At 69.4% G+C, this 19,772-nt stretch carries 16 protein-coding genes and 1 riboswitch; of the genes, 7 read left to right on the top strand and 9 right to left on the bottom strand.

Features of this window, described 5'->3' with window-relative positions:
- Positions 1–98 precede the first annotated feature (98 nt).
- Positions 99–1,481, top strand: a complete 1,383-nt coding sequence (locus ODE13_RS09260) for an MFS transporter (protein ID WP_322479012.1) — start codon at positions 99–101, stop codon at positions 1,479–1,481.
- 7 nt (positions 1,482–1,488) lie between these two features.
- On the opposite strand, the gene ODE13_RS09255 is transcribed toward ODE13_RS09260, so the two are convergent.
- The gene (locus ODE13_RS09255; RefSeq protein WP_322479011.1) at positions 1,489–3,051 is read right to left on the bottom strand and encodes a helix-turn-helix domain-containing protein; all 1,563 of its coding nucleotides are present in this window, start codon (positions 3,049–3,051) and stop codon (positions 1,489–1,491) included.
- A 228-nt stretch (positions 3,052–3,279) separates the two neighbouring features.
- Between ODE13_RS09255 and ODE13_RS09250 the strand changes: the two genes are divergently transcribed.
- Positions 3,280–4,653 (top strand): citrate:proton symporter, encoded by a 1,374-nt coding sequence (locus ODE13_RS09250; protein ID WP_322479010.1) that lies wholly within the window; start codon positions 3,280–3,282, stop codon positions 4,651–4,653.
- Positions 4,654–4,809: 156 nt separating this feature from the next.
- Here ODE13_RS09250 and ODE13_RS09245 read toward each other — a convergent pair whose 3' ends face one another.
- Complete coding sequence (locus ODE13_RS09245; RefSeq protein ID WP_322479009.1) at positions 4,810–5,388, bottom strand: hypothetical protein; 579 nt, start codon at positions 5,386–5,388, stop codon at positions 4,810–4,812.
- Between the two features lie 78 nt (positions 5,389–5,466).
- A complete protein-coding gene (gene aceA / locus ODE13_RS09240; RefSeq protein ID WP_322479063.1) occupies positions 5,467–6,762 on the bottom strand; it encodes an isocitrate lyase in 1,296 nt (431 codons plus the stop codon).
- A gap of 366 nt (positions 6,763–7,128) precedes the next feature.
- Here aceA and ODE13_RS09235 point away from each other — a divergent pair, with 366 nt between their 5' ends.
- The 3 genes from ODE13_RS09235 to ODE13_RS09225 all read left to right on the top strand — a co-directional run bounded on the left by ODE13_RS09235 (position 7,129) and on the right by ODE13_RS09225 (position 9,534).
- Positions 7,129–7,914, top strand: a complete 786-nt coding sequence (locus tag ODE13_RS09235) for an SDR family NAD(P)-dependent oxidoreductase (RefSeq protein ID WP_322479008.1) — start codon at positions 7,129–7,131, stop codon at positions 7,912–7,914.
- A 124-nt stretch (positions 7,915–8,038) separates the two neighbouring features.
- The gene (locus ODE13_RS09230) at positions 8,039–8,959 is read left to right on the top strand and encodes a hypothetical protein (RefSeq protein ID WP_322479007.1); all 921 of its coding nucleotides are present in this window, start codon (positions 8,039–8,041) and stop codon (positions 8,957–8,959) included.
- A gap of 206 nt (positions 8,960–9,165) precedes the next feature.
- On the top strand, positions 9,166–9,534 hold the full coding sequence (locus ODE13_RS09225; protein ID WP_322479006.1) for a hypothetical protein: 369 nt from the start codon (positions 9,166–9,168) through the stop codon (positions 9,532–9,534).
- A 106-nt stretch (positions 9,535–9,640) separates the two neighbouring features.
- Here the strand turns inward: ODE13_RS09225 and ODE13_RS09220 are convergent, their stop codons facing one another.
- Positions 9,641–10,171: a LytR C-terminal domain-containing protein gene (locus ODE13_RS09220; protein WP_322479005.1), complete on the bottom strand. Its 531-nt coding sequence runs from the start codon at positions 10,169–10,171 to the stop codon at positions 9,641–9,643.
- A gap of 35 nt (positions 10,172–10,206) precedes the next feature.
- Positions 10,207–10,878: a thermonuclease family protein gene (locus tag ODE13_RS09215; protein ID WP_322479004.1), complete on the bottom strand. Its 672-nt coding sequence runs from the start codon at positions 10,876–10,878 to the stop codon at positions 10,207–10,209.
- Positions 10,879–11,097: 219 nt separating this feature from the next.
- Positions 11,098–11,237: riboswitch (SAM riboswitch) on the top strand.
- A gap of 61 nt (positions 11,238–11,298) precedes the next feature.
- Between ODE13_RS09215 and ODE13_RS09210 the strand changes: the two genes are divergently transcribed.
- Complete coding sequence (locus ODE13_RS09210) at positions 11,299–12,303, top strand: methylenetetrahydrofolate reductase (RefSeq protein WP_322479003.1); 1,005 nt, start codon at positions 11,299–11,301, stop codon at positions 12,301–12,303.
- Positions 12,304–12,487: 184 nt separating this feature from the next.
- Complete coding sequence (gene metE / locus ODE13_RS09205) at positions 12,488–14,887, top strand: 5-methyltetrahydropteroyltriglutamate--homocysteine S-methyltransferase (RefSeq protein WP_322479002.1); 2,400 nt, start codon at positions 12,488–12,490, stop codon at positions 14,885–14,887.
- A gap of 107 nt (positions 14,888–14,994) precedes the next feature.
- Here the strand turns inward: metE and ODE13_RS09200 are convergent, their stop codons facing one another.
- The 4 genes from ODE13_RS09200 to ODE13_RS09185 all read right to left on the bottom strand — a co-directional run bounded on the left by ODE13_RS09200 (position 14,995) and on the right by ODE13_RS09185 (position 19,688).
- Positions 14,995–15,897: a DUF4097 family beta strand repeat-containing protein gene (locus ODE13_RS09200; protein WP_322479001.1), complete on the bottom strand. Its 903-nt coding sequence runs from the start codon at positions 15,895–15,897 to the stop codon at positions 14,995–14,997.
- A complete protein-coding gene (locus ODE13_RS09195) occupies positions 15,894–16,562 on the bottom strand; it encodes a response regulator transcription factor (protein ID WP_322479000.1) in 669 nt (222 codons plus the stop codon). Before ODE13_RS09195 ends, ODE13_RS09200 begins: the two co-directional genes overlap by 4 nt.
- Entirely contained in the window at positions 16,553–17,878 is a 1,326-nt protein-coding gene (locus tag ODE13_RS09190; protein ID WP_322478999.1) for a sensor histidine kinase, read from the bottom strand. The genes ODE13_RS09195 and ODE13_RS09190 overlap by 10 nt, the downstream gene beginning before the upstream one ends.
- Before the next feature lie 103 nt (positions 17,879–17,981).
- A complete protein-coding gene (locus tag ODE13_RS09185; RefSeq protein ID WP_322478998.1) occupies positions 17,982–19,688 on the bottom strand; it encodes an alpha-keto acid decarboxylase family protein in 1,707 nt (568 codons plus the stop codon).
- Positions 19,689–19,772 lie beyond the last annotated feature (84 nt).

Here is a 19,772-nt window from a genome sequence, read left to right as displayed (position 1 = left end):
CAATCTGCGATCAGAAGTCTGCATCCCGGGCATTCCGGCGGCGCCGGCAGCGCACCCACGCCTCAGCGGAGTTTGTTGCACCGTGGAATAATGCACTGGTGCAACAGGACAGCCCAGGACACCACGGAGGAGACGCCACGGAACGCCCGACGCCCCGGCAGCCCGACCAGCCTGCTGACAGGCCGGCCGACCAGTCCGCCGAGCAGCCCCTCCCCGAAGACACCCAGGGGCCCGCCGCGGCACCCCCGGACGACGAGGCCGCAGCCGGAGCGCCGGCGATGGAACAGCCCCGCCTGTTCACCAAGGACTTCTTGCTGGCGATCGTCGTCAACGTCATCCTCGCCTTGGTCTTCTACATGCTGATCACCGGCATGGCGGTGTACGCGGTGGAGGAATTCCATGCCGGGCAGACCGCGGCGGGCTTCGCCGCCTCGGCCTTCGTGATCGGTGCCCTGGCCTCCCGCTTCGCCGCCGGGAAGTACGTGGACTTCCTGGGCCGACGGCGCACCATCCTGGTCTGCCTGTTCGTCTACGTCCTGGCCGGCCTGGCCTACCTGTGGGTGGACAGCTACGAGGCGCTGATCGCGCTGCGCGTGATCCACGGCATCTCCTTCGGCTTCGGGCAGACCGCGCTCAATGCCGCCGTCTTCGCCCTGATCCCGGCCGGTCGCCGTGGCGAGGGCGCCGGCTACTACATGCTCGCCGTCGCCCTGCCCCCGGCCATCGGACCGATGCTGACGCTGCAGCTGACCCAGCATCTGGGCTTCTGGGCGATGTTCGTGTGCACGTCAGTGATCTCCGTCATCGGCCTGGTGGCCGCGCTAGTGATCCGCCTGCCCGCGCCGGAGAACGTCCCGCGCCGCTGGCGGGACCGGCTGCGCCTGCGTCCGGCCGACATCATCGAACCGCGGGCCTTCGCTTTGGCGTCGATCGCCATGCTGCTGGGCTTCAGCTTCGCCTCGATCATGACTTTCCTCAACGGCTTCGCCCGCAGCGAGGGGATGATCACCGCCGCCTCGATGTTCTTCGTCATCTACGCGGTGGCAGTGCTGGTGACGCGTCTCTTCGCCGGCAAGATCCAGGACCGGTTCGGAGACAACGTGGTGGTCTATCCCACGATCGTGCTCTACGCCGTCGCCCTGGGCCTGCTGGCCTGGTCACCGAACCAGGCCACGATCCTGATCGCCGGGGTGCTGGCGGGACTGGGCTTCGGTGCGCTGCTGCCGGCGTTCCAGGCCACCATCGCCTCGATGCTGCCCACCACCCGGACCAGCATCGGCATCTCGACGTTCTTCATCCTGCTCGACACCGGCTTCGGCCTCTCCCCGCTCGTGCTCGGGCCGCTGGTGGAGCACGGCAGCTACCGCATCATGTTCGGCGCCTGCGCAGTGATCGTCGCGCTGACCCTGGTGCTCTACTGGATGCTGCACGGTCGATTCAGCGTCAAGCAGGGCGAATCCCGGAGACCTCGCCGCAGCTGAGCCCGTCTCAGTCCCGCGCCTCGTGGCGGGCCAGGAACTCGTAGACCTCGGTGGTGTCCACCCCGGGGAACGCCCCCTGCGGCATGGCGGCCAGCAGATGGGTGTTGGCGCGGGCCGCCGGCCATGCCTTCCCCTCCCAGACCTCGGCGAGCTCTCGCGGGGGCTGGCGGCAGCACGTCGGGTCGTCCGGGCACCGCGAGGTGCAGCGCTCGGTGGTGTCACGTCCGCGGAACCATTTCACATGCTCGAATGGCACCCCGATGCTCAGCGAGTACATGCCCGAGGAATGGCCCTCGGTGCGTGCCGTGCACCAGAACGTCCCCACCGAGGTGTCCGTGTACTGGTTGAAGGAGCGAAACTTGTCCTCGACGTCGAAGACCACCCGTGAGGTCCAGTTCCGGCAGACGGTCTGCCCCTCGATGGCCCCGGAGTGATCGGCCGGGAAGTTCACGCCGTCGTTCTCGTAGGCCTTGTGGATGATCCCCGACTCATGGACCTTCTGGAAGTGGCAGGTGATGCCCAGGTGCTCCGTGGCGAGATTGGTGAAGCGATGAGCAGCGGACTCGTAGGAGACCGCGAAGGCGTCGCGCAGGTCCTCGATGGCCAGCTCCTTGCGCGCCTTGGCCTCCTTGAGGAACGCGACCGTGCTGCGCTCAGGCATCAGCAGCGAGGCGGCGAAGTAGTTGGTGTAGACCCGCTGGCGCAGGAAGTCCGAGTAGTCCTCCGGTTCGGTGTGGCCCAGCACATGATGTCCCAGCGCCTGCAGCAGCACCGAGCGGGCGTCCCAGTCCCGGGAGCGCCCCTGGGTCATGTAGATGATCCGGTTGCGCTGGTCGGTGACCGAGCGGGTGGAATCAGGCAGATTGGGCACGAACCGCAGCGAGAAGCCCAGGTGCTCAGCGATGTCGGCGGCCACATGGTGGGACAGCGGACCGGAACCATGCCCGACGGCGTCGAGCAGCTCCTGCGCGGCGGCCTCGATCTCCGGGTAATAGTTGTTCCTGTCGCGCATCTCCTCGCGCAGCTCGGTGTTGGCCCGGCGCGCCTCCTCCGGGGTGGCCGCCTGCTCCTCGAGACGACGACGCAGCTCGCGCTGCAGCCCCACCAGGGATTCCAGCACGTCCATGGGCAGTCGGCTGCTGATCCGCACCGTGGGCAGATTCAGCGCAGCATAGAGCGGGCCGCGCTGGGCCTTCTCCAGCTCGATCTCCAGGGCGGCGCGGCGCGACGGCGGCTCGGCGCCGAAGAGGTCGTCGAGAGTGACGCCGAAGGCACCGGCGAGCTGGCTGAGCTGAGAGATCTTCGGCTCCCGCTTGCCGTTCTCCAGCAGTGAGAGCTGGCTCGGAGCGGTGCCCAGCTGTTCTGCGAGGACGTCGAGGGTCATTCCGGACTGCTTGCGCAGGTGCCGCACCCGGCGCCCCAGCGCGATGAGGTCGAGGCCCGGCTCGCCGTCGGCGCCGGGGTCCACCGAGCGCAGGTGCGCCCGACCGGCGGGAACCCTGCCCCCTGAACCGGTCGGAGACGTCGTCGTCGTCCGCGCTGAGCGCGGCGTGTCGGGCACGGGCCGCATGGCGCTCATTCTACAGAGCAGACGTGCACATCTGTGATGCAGCGGTTAGGGTGTGATCCGGCTCGCAGGCCGGTCGGACGGGTCCGGGGCGTCCCGGCTCTCCTCACACCCTGGAGGAGGAGCCCTGCTGACAGCACGGAGGACCTCCGTGCGTGGCGGTCGGCGCGCACCTGCCTGCCGAGCCTGCCCCTCGACACTGACAGAACTTCGCAAGGATTACAGCTGCTCATGGACGAGCCTTCAACTCTCTTGACCGTCGGCGGACTCGGCATCATCGCCGTGACAGTCGGCCTGCTGATGTGGAACAAGGTCTCCCCCGTGGTGGCCATGGTGGTGACTCCGATCCTCGGGGCGCTCCTGGTCGGCTTCGGGGTCGGTGACATCGTCGAGTTCTTCGACTCCGGAGTCAACCAGGTGATGAGCGTCGTGGTGATGTTCATCTTCGCGATCCTGTTCTTCGGCATCCTCTCGGACGCGGGGCTCTTCGATCCGATCGTCCGGTCCCTGATCCTGCTGACCCGGGGTCGAGTCGTGCTGGTCGCCATCGGCACCGCGCTGATCGGCATCGTGGCCCACGTCGACGGCGCCGGGGCGACGACGTTCCTGCTGACCGTCCCCGCCCTGCTGCCGCTGTATCAGGCGCTGCACATGAGCCGATACCTCCTGCTGCTGCTCCTGGCGCTCTCGGCCGGCATCGTGAACATGATCCCCTGGGGCGGGCCGCTGGGCCGTGCCGCGTCCGTGACCGGGATCGACCCGATCGAGCTGTATCGTCCGCTGATCCCGCTGCAGATCATCGCCGTGGTCCTGGTGCTGGTCATCGCCTGGCTGCTGGGCCTGCGTGAGGTGCGGCGGATCAGGCGCCGGGTGATGGCCACCGAGGGCGGCTCTCCGGAGGCAGTGGACGTGCGACAGATCGCCGACGAGTTCACCGAGCGCCAGCACTACGCACGCGCCGAGATCGTGGAGCGCATGAACTCCCACCCGGCGATCTTCTGGGCCAATGCCGTGCTCGCGCTGGGCGTCATCGGGCTGATGCTCGCCGACATCCTGCCCCCGCCGCTGGCGTTCATGCTGGGTGTGGCGCTCGCGCTGCCGCTGAACTTCAAGGGCTCCAACCTGCAGATGGAGCGCATCCGCGCCCACGCGCCGAACGCGCTCATGATGGGCGCGGTGATCCTGGGCGCCGCGGTGTTCCTGGGAGTGCTCAACGAGTCCGAGATGCTCGAGTCCGTGGCGCTGTCCACCCTGGCGGTCATCCCGGAGGGCGCCGGGGCGAACCTGCACATCATCATGGGCGTCCTGGGTGTGCCGATGGACCTGCTGACCTCCACCGACGCATACTACTTCTCCGTGCTGCCCCTGGTGGACGCCACCTCGGCGCAGTTCGGGATCGGTTCCATGGAGGTCGCCCACGCGATGATGGCCGGCAACGTGATCGGCACCTTCGTCAGCCCGTTCTCGCCCGCGCTGTGGCTGGCGCTGGGCCTCTCGGGGGCGAACCTGGGGCAGCACCTGCGGTACTCCTTCTTCATCATCTGGGGCTTCTCGATCCTCGTCATGCTCGGAGCCCTGACGCTGGGCCTGTTCAGCTTCCACTGAGCAGCGACACGACGCCGCTCTCTCATACGGCCGACCGCCGGCTGAGTCGACCTCGAAGGCTCAGACGGCGGTCGGCCGGGCCGGCCAGGGCCCCGCACCAGACCTCATGATGCGGCGCCCTGGCCGTGCCGGCCCCACGGAGCGTGCTGCAGGTCCCTAGGCTGCTGCTCCGGTGAGCCGCCGGCCCCCAGTGGTGCCGGCCGTCCGGGCGGACCGCGCCTCAGCGGCGGCCCGCGGATTCAGGTGGATGGCACGGATGGTGCCGTCCGGGATCTCCAGCAGCTGCTCGGCACGGCTGAAGATCTCCTGCCACAGCGCGACCTCCTCCTCCTGCTCGAAGGACGGCAGCTCGACGAACGGAGCTCGCCCCTCGGCCAGCAGACGCCGGGCGCTGTGGTGGACGTGGATCCCGAAGTCCACCAGTCCTGCAGAGAGCGCCTCTCCCCGGTAGAACATCCGACCCTCCCGGCGTCCCAGGCAGCGGGGACGGACGATGGAGCTGGCCGGCTCGGCGAGCTGCTTGGTGATCAGCGCTCGCCAGGAGGCTTCGATGATCAGGTCGGCGCCGGCGCCGTCCTCCCGCACTCCCAGAGCCGTGGCCCGTGCACCGAACTCCTCGTGGAGCCTGGCCAGGAAGCTGAGGGCCTCGGCCGTGAGGACCTCCTTCTGCCGCGGCACCCGCGGGGCCGACAGGGCGATGCCGTTGATCGTGATCGAGAGTTCAGGGGTGTTCATGGCTGTCTCCTCAAGAGGTGCTGCGGCGGGAGCGGCGACGGCCTCCCCGTTGAGGCCGTCACCGCGCTCCGTCTCGGGTCAGTGGAACTGTCCTTCTTCGGTGGAGCCCTTCAGCGCGACGGTCGAGGACTCCGGGTTCAGCGTGGTGGAGATGGCGTCGAAGTAGCCGGTGCCGACCTCGCGCTGGTGCTTGGTGGCGGTGTAGCCCTCGCCCTCAGCGGCGAACTCCTTCTCCTGCAGCTCCACGTAGGCCTTCATCTGTTCGGCCTTGTAGCCCTTGGCCAGCTCGAACATCGAGTAGTTCAGGGCGTGGAAGCCGGCCAGGGTGATGAACTGGAAGGTAAAGCCCATCGCGCCGAGCTCACGCTGGAACTTCGCGATGGTGGCGTCGTCGAGGTGCTTCCTCCAGTTGAAGGACGGCGAGCAGTTGTAGGCCAACATCTGGTCCGGGTACTCGGCCTTCACCGCTTCGGCGAACTGCTTGGCATGCTCCAGGTCCGGGGTGCCGGTCTCCATCCAGATCAGGTCCGAGTAAGGGGCGTAGGCCTTGGCGCGGGCGATGCAGGGCTCGATGCCGTTGCGCACCTTGTAGAAGCCCTCCGCGGTGCGCTCTCCGGTGAGGAACTCGGCGTCGCGCTCGTCCACGTCGGAGGTGATCAGGCTGGCGGCCTCAGCATCGGTGCGAGCGATGATCACCGAAGGGGTGCCGGCGACGTCGGCGGCGAGCCGGGCGGCCTGCAGGGTGCGGATGTGCTGTCCGGTGGGGACCAGAACCTTTCCCCCGAGGTGGCCGCACTTCTTCTCCGAGGCGAGCTGGTCCTCCCAGTGCACGCCGGAGGCCCCCGCACCGATCATGGACTTCATCAGCTCGTAGGCGTTGAGCGGTCCCCCGAAGCCGGCCTCGGCGTCGGCGATGATCGGCACCAGCCAGTCCTCCACGGTCCGGATGCCCTCGAGGTACTCGATCTGATCGGCGCGCTGCAGGGCGTTGTTGATGCGGCGGACCACGTGCGGCACGGAGTTGGCCGGGTAGAGCGACTGGTCCGGATAGGTGTTGCCGGAGAGGTTGGCGTCACCGGCGACCTGCCAGCCGGAGAGGTAGATGGCGCGCAGCCCGGCCTTGACCTGCTGGACGGCCATATTGCCGGTCAGGGCGCCCAGCGAATTCGTGTAGGTGCCCTCGGCGTGCTCGGAGGTGAGCTGCTCCCAGAGCTTCTGCGACCCGCGCTTGGCCAGAGTCTGCTCCTCCTGGACAGAGCCCTGGAGCTTGACCACCTCGTCCGCGGTGTAGTCACGGCGCACGTTCTCCCAACGGGGGTTGGAGGCCCAGTCCTGCTCGATGCGCTCGACGCGCTCCTCAAAGTCTCCGCGGATGTCGGTGGGTGCGTTGACGGTGGCAGTCACGGTGTTCTCCTTCGAATCGGTGACCAGTGGTTGGTACTTCTCCAGTTTTGACCCCTCTTGCACCTGCCGACCACAGATATCCAGGAAAAGATCTGCACTTCTTCGCAGAATCGCAAGATCCACCGGAATCAGCGACGGATCGGAGGCGCCGCGGCCACTGGGGAGGGACAAAGCGCTTCAGCTGCGCGAAGAAGCGCGGGAGGGACTCCGGAGGGACCTCACCATGGAGGCATGCAGCCAGCCGCCGGACGAATTCAGGCAGGCGAATGGGCACGCCATGCACACGGCCGTAGTCTGGTGGCACGGACACCTTCCGGCCGAGGAGAGGACTCATCGATGGATCTGACCAGCGCCAGCGCGATCGTCACCGGCGGAGCCTCAGGACTGGGCCGTGCGACCGCCCAGACACTGCACGATGCCGGTGCCGCCGTCGTCGTCGTGGACCTCCCTGACACTGACGAGAGCACCGCTGAGGGCGGGGCGCGCGCCGACTCTGTGGCCGCCATCGGTGGACGCGCGCATTTCTGCCCCGGTGATGTCACCGACCCGGAGACGGCGGCACGCGCCGTGGCGACGGCCCAGGAGCACGCTCCGCTGAGGATTCTGGTCAACTGCGCCGGCGTCGCGACGCCCGGCAGACTGGTGGGCCGCGGCGGCCCTCTTCCGGTGGAGACCTTCATGAAGGTGCTCGCCATCAACGTCGGCGGCACCATGAACTTCATGGCCCAGGCGGCGGCAGCGATGCGGGAGAACGAGCTCGACGGCGAGGACCGCGGCGTGCTGATCAACACCGCCTCGGTCGCCGCCTTCGACGGGCAGATCGGGCAGGTGGCCTATGCCGCCTCGAAGGGAGCCGTGGCGTCGATGACGCTGCCGGTGGCCCGAGAGCTCGCCTCCTCACAGGTCCGCACCGTCACCATCGCCCCGGGGCTCTTCGAGACCCCCATGATGGCGGGCCTTCCGGAAGCGGCCCGGGAGGCACTGGCCACGAAGACCCCTCATCCTGCACGGCTGGGCCGACCCGAGGACTACGCCCTGCTGGTGCGGCAGATCCTGGAGAATCCGATGCTCAACGGCGAGGTGATCCGCCTTGACGGGGCAGTGAGGCTCGAGCCCCGGTGATGCCGCGGGATGCGGCGTGCCCAGCCCTGGGGACACGCCGGCGGCCTGCCCACACTCTGGACGCCGACAGGAGGACGATCACAGGAGAGAGAGGATGCCGCCTGCGGATGGGGAGAGCTGAACGATGAGCCCAACGCCGCCGGACGAGCGAACGCCGGCTGCAGGTCCTGCGTCGCCCGAGGAGCCCGCCTCACCGGAGGAGCCTGCCTCACCGGAGCAGCCCGCGTCACCGGAGGAGCCTGCCGACGCCCGCTCCCGACCTTCCCACCCCGCACCTGCCTCCTCACCCGCCGCTGACATCAGCTTCGTCTCCCAGTACCGATGGGGCCTGCTCCTCATCGGCTACTGGGCCCTGGTGCTGGTGGTCCTCGTCGTCGCACTCGCCACCGTCCACGGCTCCGGCGTGTCCCCCTCGCCGCAGGACACTACTGCCCACGAGCAGGCACGCAGCGGCGACGCCCACGCCGAGGAGCCTGGCGGCGGCGCCCGGCTCCGCAAGGAGGCCCTGGAAAATCCGCTGCCGGGAGGCGGGGCCCCCTTCTCCGACGGTGAGGGCCTGATCGTCGGCGAGGACATCACTCCCGGGGCCTACCGCCAGGCCCCGGGCTCCGGCTCCGAGGATGCGACGTGCTTCTATGTGATCTATGCCGACCGCTCCGACCCCACTGTGGTCCGCACCGGCGCCAAGGAGCGCGGCATCGCGGTCCTCGAGGAGGGCACCGTCTTCGACTCCGTCGACTGCGGCGACTGGCTCCCGCTGGAGGAGACCTACCCGGATTCTGCGGCCACCGAGTTCGGCACCGGCATGTACGTGGTCGGCGGGCACATCGAGCCCGGCGACTACGAGCTGACCTGGGACCTGGAGACGTCGTTCTGCTGGTGGGACATCTTCGGAGACATCCGAAGCGGCGTGGAACCGACGGAGTCCGACGTCGTGCCCCAGGAGGATCCGGCGTTCGGAGAGCCCCTGCAGATCACCCTCGACGCGCGCGAGCATCTGGTCTTCAACACCGAGACCTGCGGAACCTGGACCAAGGTCGGCTGACCTCTCCACATCCCGCCTCCCCCGCCTGCTGGCTCCCGCTCACCCTGGAGATTCCGGACTGATCAGGACTTCTCCTGGAGCGTGGGCCTACTACACTGTGTAGAAGAACGTTCGGCCGGGCCTCCGCCCGGAGGGATCCTTCAGGCGTTCCGGCCGACCCTCGATGGAGGACAGCACGTCCTCCCGACCTGACACCAAGGAGCCTCATGCCCCGCATCACCGTCGGGCTGGGCGGGATCCTCATCCTGCTCGGCATCATCGCCTACGCCGCCACGTCCTTCGCCAGTGTGACCGCTCTGATCCCGGCCTTCCTGGGCCTGGTGCTGCTGGTGAGCGGCCTGATCAGCTTCAAGAACGCGAAGATCGGCATCCACATCGCCCTGGTGGTGGCGCTGTTGGGCGCCATCGGCACCTCCATGAACGTGATGCAGCTGGGCGCGCTGTTCGCCGGCGACGCCGAGCGGCCTGCCGCGGTCATCGTCAGCACCGTCACCTTCGTGCTGCTGATCGTCTACATCGTCGTCGGAGTGCGCTCCTTCATCCGTGCCCGGCGATGGAAGAACACCGAAGCCTGAGCCTCATCCTGCAGCGCGCAACGCGTCCAGCGCCGCCGCAGCGGGCCGCTCCGAGAACCTCGGGGCGGCCCGCTGGCGTCTCGGCGGACGTCGTCGAGGTCCCGGTTCAGCCGGCACTGCCGGAGCAGTCGAGACGCCCGGGCTCCATCTCGATCTCCTCGGAGTCCGTCAGCCCGGCGAACTCCGAGCCCAGCACGAGGTCGACGCTGTAGCCGTCACGATCATCGAGGTCGACCAGCGCCCCCGGAAGGTGCTGCTGCAGCGTGTAGGCCTGCCGCAGACCCCGTTCGCCGGCGCGGAGGATGGCCTGGAAGCCGGTGTCCGCGAAGTAGTCGTTGTCCACGGAGGCCACCCGGAACTCGCGGTCGGCAAGCTCCTCGGCGACGTCGCCGGCGAGTCCGGGCTCATTGGTGGAGTTGAGCACGATCACCGGCACCCGCTCGGGCACCACCGGGGACAATGTGCCGGTGGGGCAGTCCTCGCCGGCCGGGATCGAACCGCCGCCGATGAGGTCCACGTCGATGGTGCCGTCGATCATCAGCCAGCTGCCAGCGGTGATCGCACCCAGGACTCCGATGGTGCCTGTCGCGACGGCGATCTTCTGCCGCCGGGTCGCCGGCGCCGGGGAGCTGCTCATGGGTCCATCCTATTTCGGGAGGGCCTCTGCCCGCGTCAGGGCAGCGCCGGTTCGCAGTCCAGGTCCGCGGCGAAGAGCCCGACGCCGTCCGCCTCCGCCTGCTCCCAGGCCAGCTCCACCGCGGCGAGGAACCGATCATTGGGCGGATAGTGCACCGGCGCGCCGTAGCCGGCTCGTGCCATCTGCACGTTGAGCAGCACCTCATCCGCCCACACTCCGGCCAGCATCCGATCGTAGCGATCGGTACGCTCCTGGTCGTACTCCAGGAAGACCTCGTCCCCCGGCGACACCAGGGTCTCCATGTGGGCGGAGGACTCCGGTCCCAGGCACTCGACCGGCTCCGTGGGGTGGACGGACTCAGGTGTGTCGATGTTGAGCAGCCGGATCCGCTCGTCCTGGCCGTCGAGCTCCACGATGAGGGTGTCGCCGTCGACCACGCGCACCAGGGTGCCCGCCTCGGCACCCTCCGGGCGCTCCTGCGGCTCCTCCGCTCCGAGCCCCTGGAGCCAGCTGATCACGGCGCCGATGAGGATGACCCCGAGCACGGCCAGCAGCCACCACAGGAGGCCCTGACTCCCTCCGCCACGACGCCCGCCGCGGCGACGCCCTCCGCCACGTCGCGCGCCGCGGGGAGCTGTGCGCAGCGACCGGCGCACGGTCTTGCGTGCGTTGCGGCGCATCGCATTCTTCAGATACCGATCGGGCATGCGCTCCACCTTATCCGGCGCCGCTGACGCGACGGAGGGCTGGCCGCAGATCGCCCTGAGCAGCGGCGAGCAGAGCCTCGCCGCCCCTGCTCCACCTGCGCGCGGGGGTTGCCGCGTCGCCACCTCATCCGCGAGTGCTCAATATGTTCATATATCGTCATTGTTCCCGTCGCAGGTTTCCGACCCGGCGTCCCCGTGCTAACGTCACAGGCACAGATGGATCACGAGAACCGGTCACAACAGCTCTGGCTTGGCCGGTCGGCAACCCTTTCCCGCGTGACGGGGTGCCCCAGATGACGATCCGGCCGCACCGGCCATCTTCACTGAGATGGCTTTATCTTCAGCGGCAAGCACGGCGCAGGGGAAGCCTCCCTGTGGCGCCTCATGAACGATGATGAACGCCAACACGGAGGACTCTCCATGCCTGTCTCGACGCCTTCTCCGGGCGCCGTCCGTCCGACGCCGCCTGCGACGTCGGACCCTTCCCACACCACATCCGTCCTGGTCCAGCGCACTCGGCGGAGATCGCTGATCTCCTTCGAGGTCTTCCCGCCACGCCCCGCCACCGCGGGCCGGGATCCCTGGCGCAGCATCGAGCTGATGGCCGAGGCCGCCCCGGACTACTTCTCCGTCACCCACGGGCACAACCAGCCCGAGGGCGCGAACGTGGAGGTCATCCGCCACCTGCTGCGCACCACGCCCTCACCGGTGATGGCGCATCTGATCTGCGCGGGCAGCACCTCCTCCCAGCTCCGCGGCTCCATCACCGAGCTGCTGGACCTGGGGGTCCGGGACATCCTCGCGCTGCGCGGCGACCCACCCGACGGCGGCAAGGAATGGATCCACCAGCCCGGAGGCCTGAACCGTGCCGCCGAGGTCGTTGGGCTGGTCCGCGAGGTCGAGCAGGAGCGGCTGTCCCCGCCTGAGGGGCCCGGAGCTCGGCCGGTCTCGGTCTCGGTGGCCGCGTATCCACCCTCCGGCACGGACCGGGATCATGCCGCCGACCTCCACGCCCTCTGGGAGAAGCAGGAGGCCGGCGCAGACTACGCCGTCACCCAGGTCTTCTACGATCCGGAGGACTACGCGCAGCTGGTGGACTCGGCCCGCTCCCAGGGCATCCACCTGCCGATCGTCGCCGGCATCGCTCCGCTGACCAGCCCTAGGCGCCTGCGCCGGCTGGAGGAGATCACCGGGGTTCCGGTCCCCCGGCACCTGGTGGACTACCTGGACGTCGAGGACGCGGCCGAACGTCGCCGTCGCGGGGTCGCCGCCACGCTGAACCTGATCGACACGGTGCTGGAGCTCGGCTGCCCGGGGCTGCACCTGTTCACTTTCAACCAGCACCCCCCGGCGCTGGCGATCCTGGACCATCTCAGGATCCGCGACGCGGCCCGCCGACAGCGCAACGGCTTCGACGCAAGCTGAGCGAGGCACCGCAGCACCTCCGGCCGGAGAAGACCCGGCCGCACCCGGGCTCCGCGACGCCGGGGCCACGCTCCCCCAGCCGGCACAGTGCTGCCCAGCCACCCCGCCAGGCGTCCGTCCTGACATCCCCTCCTCACATCCCGCCCAGGCACGACCTGCCCTGACACATCGACAAGGAGTCACCATGACCACCGCACCGCCCACCCACGCACTGCCCCCCACCGTGCTCGGCTATCCGCGCATCGGTCCCGACCGTGAGATCAAGAAGGCCCTGGAGGCCCACTGGGGCGGCGGAGACGTCGCCGCACTGATCGAGGCGATCACCTCCCACCGCCGCCGCACCCTGGACCACCTGGTGGGTCTGGGCCTGGAGGAGGAGTCCGCGGTCCCCGCCGACGGCGCCGTCATCGACCAGGTCCTCGACGCCTCGGTCCTGCTGGGCCTGGTCCCCCGCCGCTTCCGCGACGCCGGATTCGCCGCCGTCGCCCCTGACGCCCCGGAGGGCCTGACGCTGATCTCGGCGCTGGCCCGCGGGACCTCCGAGGTGGAGCCGCTGGAGCTGACCAAGTGGTTCGACACCAACTACCACTACTACGTCCCGGAGATCGAGGCCGACGTCGCGTTCGCCCCGCAGGCCGCGGCCCTCACCGACCGGTTCCGGGCGTTCCGCGAGCTCGCCGAGCAGTCGGACCGCACTGTGGGCGCGGCACCCCTGCCCCGCCCCACTCTGCTCGGCCCGGTCAGCTTCCTGGTGCTGGCCAAGTCCGTCGGCGCCGCCGCTGAGACCTCCCAGGCCGCTCGCTTCGACCGGCTCGAGGAGCTGGTCGGCGCCTACGCGGCCCTGCTGGGCGCCCTGCACGAGGCCGGAGCCGCCTGGATCCAGCTGGAGGAGCCGGTGCTGTCCTCCGACGGCTGGGACATCCCCCGGGAGCAGGTCATCGCCGGGATCAGCAGTGCCTACGAGCAGCTGGGGAGGCTGACCGAGCGGCCCGCGCTGTTCGTGCCGGTCAGCTACGGCACCGCCGACGACGACGCCCTGGCCGCCCTGGGCGGAACTGCCGTGGAGGCTGTCGGCATCGATCTGGAGCGCGGCGCACTCCCCTCCGCAGAGGCGCTGCGGCCGCTGGCCGGCACGACCCTCGCGGCCGGCGTCGTCGGTGGCCTCAACGTCTGGCGCACGGATGTCTCCCGCGCCGCCGCGCTGCTGGACACCCTGGGGGAACGTCACCAGGGTCCGCTCACGGTCAGCAGCTCCACCTCCCTGCAGCACGTGCCCCACGACGCCGCCCGAGAGACCCAGCTGGACCCGCAGGTGGCCGGCTGGCTGGCCTTCGCAGACCAGAAGGTCGGCGAGGTGCTGGCCCTGGCAGGTCACCTCACCGGAGGCGCCGACGCGTTGGAGGGCCTGCGCGCCGACGACGCCGCTCGGCGCCGTCTGCAGGAGCAGCACCCCCAGGTGCGCGTGGAGTCCGTCCGCAGCCGCCTGACCGCTGTGGAGCCTCAGGACCGGCGTCGCGCCGAGGCGGAGCATCGGCGGGCCGCCCAGGAGACCGGACTGGGCCTGCCGCCGCTGCCGACCACCACCATCGGGTCCTTTCCGCAGACCGGCGAGATCCGGCGGATCCGTGCCGCGCACCGCCGCGGCTCGCTGGACCAGCAGGGCTACGAGGAGGCCATCCGCGAGCAGATCGCCGACTGCGTCCGCCGGCAGGAGGACCTCGGGCTGGACGTGCTGGTCCACGGCGAGGCCGAACGCAACGACATGGTCCAGTACTTCGCGGAGAACCTGGAGGGGTTCATCACCACCACCCACGGCTGGGTGCAGTCCTATGGCTCCCGGTGCCTGCGTCCTCCGATCCTCTTCGGTGACGTGCACCGTCCGGCGCCGATCACCGTGGACTGGATCCGGTATGCGGCTTCGCTGACGAAGAAGCCCGTCAAGGGCATGCTCACCGGCCCGGTGACGATCCTGGCCTGGTCCTTCGTGCGTGATGACCAGCCGCTGGCCGACACCGCCGATCAGATCGCCCTGGCGCTGCGTGATGAGGTGCAGGATCTGCAGGCCGCCGGGGTGAAGATCATCCAGGTGGACGAGCCCGCGCTGCGCGAGCTGCTCCCCCTGCAGGTGGCCGAGCGTCCGGACTACCTCCGCTGGTCCGTGGATTCCTTCCGGCTCTCCACCTCCGGGGCCAACGCCGCCACTCAGCTGCACACCCACCTGTGCTACTCGGAGTTCGAGACCGTCATCGACGCAATCGACGCCCTGGACGCCGACGTCACCACCCTGGAGGCCTCACGCTCCGGCTTCGAGGTGGTCTCCGCGCTCTCCGAGCACGGCTTCTCCCGCGGGATCGGCCCCGGGGTGTGGGACATCCACTCCCCCCGGGTGCCCGGCGTCGACGAGCTGATCGAGCGGCTGCGGCTGGCGGCCGAGGTGCTCGGGACCCAGCGCGTGTGGTCCAACCCGGACTGCGGGCTGAAGACCCGCGGCTGGAAGGAGACCGAGGCCTCGCTGCGTCATCTGGTCAACGCCACCGCCGTGGTGCGCGCTGAGCTGGCGGCGAAGGTCCCGGCCGGGGTCTGAGCACTCTCTGAGCAGCGTCTGAAGTCCTCCTCCTGGGGAGGCGTGGAGGCCCGGGGCCTGCGGCACAGCGCCGCGGGGCCCGGGCCTTCGCCGCCTCCGGCCCCGGGTCAGTCGGGGACGCTGACGCCGGCCGACCCCTCGGGGAGCTCGTCACCGACGATGACGGTGATGTCGCCCGATTCGCTGGTCAGGGACAGTCGGCAGTCTGCCTCGCCCCGTCCCCCGGCGTCCTCCCCTGGGAGGTCGACGACGACGGCGCCGTCGGTCTCGGCATCGACGTGGCAGTCCGCTGCCCCGGTGCCTTCGGGCAGGACGATGGTGATGTCTCCGTCCCGGGACTGGGCGTCAAGCCGGATCGGCAGCTCACTGTGGTGGAGGCTCACCCCACCGATCGTGGTCCGCGCCGAGACCTGATCCCCGCTGAGAGATCGCCCGAAGATCTCGGCACGGACGGTGCGGACCTCCACATCTCCGGTGAGACCGCCGAGGTCCACGATTCCTCCGGCGATCCACGCGTCGACGTCCCCGTCGACGCCGAGGATCTCATAGGCCCCGCCCTCGGCGGAGACCACGCGGAGATCGCTGCCCTGCGGCATGGCGAGCTCCTGGGACTGGAGAGTCGCACACTGCCCCGCACAGCTGGTCTCCACCGCCAGGGCACCATGCTGGGCCTGTGTCCGTGTCATCGGTTCACGCGGCACATGCAGAAAGTCCTCACGGATCTGCAGATCGTCCCGGTCCGTGCCGTGGATCCTGACCTGGCGGACGTCTCCGGCATACCAGATCTCGTCCATCGACCCCTCGATGAGCTGTTCCACCTGCTCGGGAGCACTGCGGGAGAGCCAGGTCATCTGAAGGATCCCCTGGAGGGAGGGCGGCATGGCGAGGGCGAGCAGCACCGCCGTCAGCACCGCGCCGACGCCGAACCACGCCCGACGGCGCCAGGGCTGCCCCGGCGCTGACCTCGCCGGCCGCGCACGGGCCTGATCTCTGGTCTCCCTGGCGCTCATCGCGCGTCCTTCCTGATGGCGCCCGCCGAGAGGTGCCGCAGCACGGCGAGCACGCGCCGGTTGTCGGTGCTTGCCGGAGGGATGTCCAGCGTGGTGAAGATGGCGTTGATGTGCTTGGACACCGCCGAGTCGCTCAGGTGCAGCGCGGCGGCGATCCCGGCGTTGGATCGGCCTTCGGCCATGAGCCCGAGCACCTCTCGTTCCCTGATGGTCAGCTGCTCGACGCCGTCGCGACCGGCCTGACGGGTCAGTAGCTGGGAGACAACCTCCGGGTCCAGCACGGTGCCTCCGGCTGCGACGGCCTGCACGGTGTCGAGGAACTCGTCGACGTCGGCGACCCGGTCCTTCAGCAGATAGGCCACTCCCCGCGTCTCCCCGGTGAGCAGGTCCACCGCGTACCGCTCTTCCACGTACTGGGAGAGCACGATGATGGCGATCCCGGGGTGCTCCTGGCGCAGCTGCAGAGCCGCCCGGATGCCTTCGTCGGTGTGGGTGGGCGGCATGCGCACGTCCACGATCACCAGGTCGGGGCGTTCCCGTTCAACGGCGGCAAGGAGGACCTGGGCGTCACCCACCGCGGCGGCGACGTCGACACCGGCGTGGTGGAGCAGACGCACCAGCCCTTCGCGCAGGAGCACGGAGTCCTCGGCGATGATCACTCGCATGGCAGCACCGCCTCAATACGTGTCCCCGCACCGGCGGGGCTGTCCACCGCGAGGCTGCCCTCGACGGCGTTGACCCGCCGTCCGAGCCCCAGAAGCCCGGTGCCCGCGGCCGGATCCGCTCCGCCGCCGCCGTCGTCGGTGACCTGCACGGTCAGGAGGTCCTGACCACGGTGGACCTGCACCTCGGCGTGCTGCGCTCCCGCGTGGACGATCGCGTTGTTCAGCGCCTCGGCGACGACGAAATAGGCCACCGCCTCGATCCGGACCGCCGGGCGGGGGTCGACGTCGACGGCGACCGTCACCGGGAAGGGCGCCCGGTCTGCGAGCGCGGAGACGGCGGCGTCCAGTCCCCGGTCCTCCAGCACGGCGGGGTGCAGACCACGGACCAGATCACGGATCTCCTGCAGGGCAGCGGTCACCTCCGACTGGGCGCGGGTCAGGGTCTCACGCAGCCGCACCGCATCGTCGGGGTGGGCTCGCCGCGCGAGTCCCAGGTCCACTGCGAGCGCGGTGAGCCGCTGCTGGGCGCCGTCATGGAGGTCGCGTTCGATGCGTCGACGCTCGGCGTCGGCGGTGTCCACGGCGTCGCTGCGGGCCTGGTCCACCTGCCGGATGCGGGCCTGCAGTGTGGCGGTCTCGTCCGTGCCGTAGAAGGTGCGCAGCAGGCGCCGATCGAGCCCGCTCAGGCCGTGGATGATCCAGGGTGAGGCGATCAGCGCCGCCACGGCGGGCACTGTCAGGAGTAGCCGCGTGCTGCTGTCGAAGAGTGTGGAGTTCCGGAAGGCGGCGTCGCTGGTCAGGAGCAGCATCAGCAGCACTGCCGCGGTGACGGTGCACAGTACCGCTCCCGCGGCGAGCAGACTGGAGACCAGGGCGCCGCCCAGGGACCGGCCGAGCATGCCCGGCTTGGTCCGGTCCTTGGCGAGGACCAGACAGCGCCACCAGGGCTTCCCCTCCGGGGTGGGCGGCGGGTTCAGCGTCTCTCCCAGCAGGTGGGTTGCCCGCGAGAACTGCAGCTGGTCTGCGATCCGAGCGGCGGCGGGGAGGACCACCACCGTCGCGACGCAGACGGCCGCCAGGCGCAGGGTGAGCGAAAGGGGGAACGAATCACCCGCCACACCGTCGAACACCGGCCAGCTGAAGGAAGAGAAGAGCCAACCCAGCAGGACGAACGCCGCCATCGGCAGCATCCAGACCAGCCACCCGGTGATCAGGGAGATCAGCTCCGTGACCATGCGCTCCAGCCGCGCCCGCACTGTGAGCCGGACGCCGTCGTCGGGCACTGTGCTGGCCTGGAGCTGGGGTGTCGTGGTCATCGCTTTCGAGCCTATGCCGCCTGGAATGAGTCCGCGAGCCATCCAACTGCCCGACCTAGGTGCAGAAAACTGCACCCGGACCGGGCATCACAGCAGGCCAGAGTCAGCGCTTCAACGCGTTGGCCACGTCCTCCAGCAGCTGGGGGATGTCGTCGCGGTGGGTCACAGCCTCGATGAACACCAGCTTCTCGCGGTTCTCCATGGCGTCCTGGCAGGCCTGCAGCAGCTCGGCCTCAGTGGTCGCCCGGCGGAACAGGTGCCCCTCCTCCGTGGCGCCGAAGAGCTGCGGCACCAGCTCCCACCGCCAGGGGGCGATGTCGTTGTAGATCTCGTCCGGGCCGTGGATCGCGCGCTCCACGGTGTAGCCATCGTTGTTGACCAGCACGATGACGGCGGGCAGCTTCTCGCGGATGATCACGCCCATCTCCTGGATGGTCAGCTGGGCGGAGCCGTCGCCGATCAAGAGCATGGGCCGGCGGCTGCGGTCGGCCAGGCCTGCCCCGAGGATGGCCGGCAGCGTGTAGCCGATGGAGCCCCACATGGGCTGGCCGATGAAGGTGGATCGGGCCGGAAACCGGTGGGTGGCCATGCCGAAATAGCTGGTGCCCTGGTCGGCGGCCACGATGTTCTCCGACTCCAGCTGGGAGGCCAGGATCTCCCACATTCCGTTCTGGGTGAGCGGGCCCTCGGCCGGGTGGCGTGGAGCCTCCGGCTCGGGCGCCTGAGCGGCAGGCATGGGGACGACGTCGTCGAGGTCGACCACCACCCGGTGCACCACAGCGAGCGCCCGCTCCAGGGAGATCGGGGTGAAGACCTCGTCGCCGATACGTGCTCCGAAGCGGGAGACGTCGATGAGCCGAGCGGGGTCCAGATCCATGGAGAATCCGGCGGTGGTGTTGTCCGTGTACTCGACTCCGAGAGTGATCAGTGCGTCCGCACCTTCGATGACGTCCCTGACTCGCTGCTGCGAGGCCGCCCCGGAGTAGATGCCGACGAAGTTCTCATCGGACTCGTCCACCAGGGTCTTGCCCCAGGCCAGAGTCGCGAAGGGCAGGTTCGAGTCGGCGAGGAAGGAGGCGAGCTCCTCGGTGGCACCGAGCCGGTGGACCAGCAGATCCGCCAGCACGGCGATGCGCCGGCCGGGCAGGAAGCGGCGCAGCGCCTCCTCGAAGGCGGCCTCCGCACCGGGGGTGGTCACCGGCAGGTCGGTGGTCAGCGACTCCGACGGAGGGAAGGCGGGGACCGCGGCGACGTCGGCGGCCAGCATCAGATAGCCGGGGCGACGACGGAAGACGACGTCGCGCAGGACTCGGTCGATCTCCCAGGTGGCGGTGGCAGCATCGAGATCGGCGTGGGCGCAAGTGACCTCCTCGGCCATGCGCAGGAAATGCTTGAAGTCGCCGTCGCCCAGCGAGTGATGGATCTTGCGTCCGGACGCCTGCGTCTCCTTCGGTGGGGCGCCGACGATCTGCACCACTGGCACTGACTCGGCGTAGGAGCCGGCCAGGGCGTTGATCGCGGAGAGCTCACCGACGCCATAGGTGGTCAGGAAGGCACCGATCCCGCGGATGCGCGCGTAACCGTCGGCGGTGTAGCCGGCATTGAGCTCATTGGCGGAGCCGACCCATCGGATGTCCCGGTGGGCGACCACGTGGTCCAGGAAATGCAGGTTGAAGTCACCGGGGACGCCGAAGAGCTCGGTCAGGCCCAGCTCGGCGAGCCGGTCGAGCAAGTAGTCGCCGATCGTGTAGCCCGGCGTGCTCGGGCTCGGAGACGAAGCCGGAGCCTCAGGGGTGGAGTTCTCGGACACGTGGTCAGCCTTCCGGTCATGGCGGTCCGCCTTGTGGGCGTCCGCCGCATTGAAGAGGTCGGTGCGTCCCGGATCACAGGATGC

Source organism: Nesterenkonia sp. HG001, assembly GCF_034438835.1.
Taxonomy (GTDB): Bacteria; Actinomycetota; Actinomycetes; order Actinomycetales; family Micrococcaceae; genus Nesterenkonia; species Nesterenkonia xinjiangensis.
This window is presented reverse-complemented; position numbering and strand designations above follow the sequence as displayed.

What these genes read in the sequence shown, in the direction of transcription:
- ODE13_RS09245 (WP_322479009.1), bottom strand. Translation starts at nt 5,388, where the DNA reads ATGAACACCCCTGAACTCTCGATCACGATCAACGGCATCGCCCTGTCG.
- metE (WP_322479002.1), top strand. Translation starts at nt 12,488, where the DNA reads ATGACCACCGCACCGCCCACCCACGCACTGCCCCCCACCGTGCTCGGC.
- ODE13_RS09225 (WP_322479006.1), top strand. Translation starts at nt 9,166, where the DNA reads ATGCCCCGCATCACCGTCGGGCTGGGCGGGATCCTCATCCTGCTCGGC.
- ODE13_RS09215 (WP_322479004.1), bottom strand. Translation starts at nt 10,878, where the DNA reads ATGCCCGATCGGTATCTGAAGAATGCGATGCGCCGCAACGCACGCAAG.
- ODE13_RS09210 (WP_322479003.1), top strand. Translation starts at nt 11,299, where the DNA reads ATGCCTGTCTCGACGCCTTCTCCGGGCGCCGTCCGTCCGACGCCGCCT.
- ODE13_RS09230 (WP_322479007.1), top strand. Translation starts at nt 8,039, where the DNA reads ATGAGCCCAACGCCGCCGGACGAGCGAACGCCGGCTGCAGGTCCTGCG.
- ODE13_RS09250 (WP_322479010.1), top strand. Translation starts at nt 3,280, where the DNA reads ATGGACGAGCCTTCAACTCTCTTGACCGTCGGCGGACTCGGCATCATC.
- ODE13_RS09255 (WP_322479011.1), bottom strand. Translation starts at nt 3,051, where the DNA reads ATGCGGCCCGTGCCCGACACGCCGCGCTCAGCGCGGACGACGACGACG.
- ODE13_RS09220 (WP_322479005.1), bottom strand. Translation starts at nt 10,171, where the DNA reads ATGAGCAGCTCCCCGGCGCCGGCGACCCGGCGGCAGAAGATCGCCGTC.
- ODE13_RS09200 (WP_322479001.1), bottom strand. Translation starts at nt 15,897, where the DNA reads ATGAGCGCCAGGGAGACCAGAGATCAGGCCCGTGCGCGGCCGGCGAGG.
- ODE13_RS09235 (WP_322479008.1), top strand. Translation starts at nt 7,129, where the DNA reads ATGGATCTGACCAGCGCCAGCGCGATCGTCACCGGCGGAGCCTCAGGA.
- ODE13_RS09190 (WP_322478999.1), bottom strand. Translation starts at nt 17,878, where the DNA reads ATGACCACGACACCCCAGCTCCAGGCCAGCACAGTGCCCGACGACGGC.
- ODE13_RS09195 (WP_322479000.1), bottom strand. Translation starts at nt 16,562, where the DNA reads ATGCGAGTGATCATCGCCGAGGACTCCGTGCTCCTGCGCGAAGGGCTG.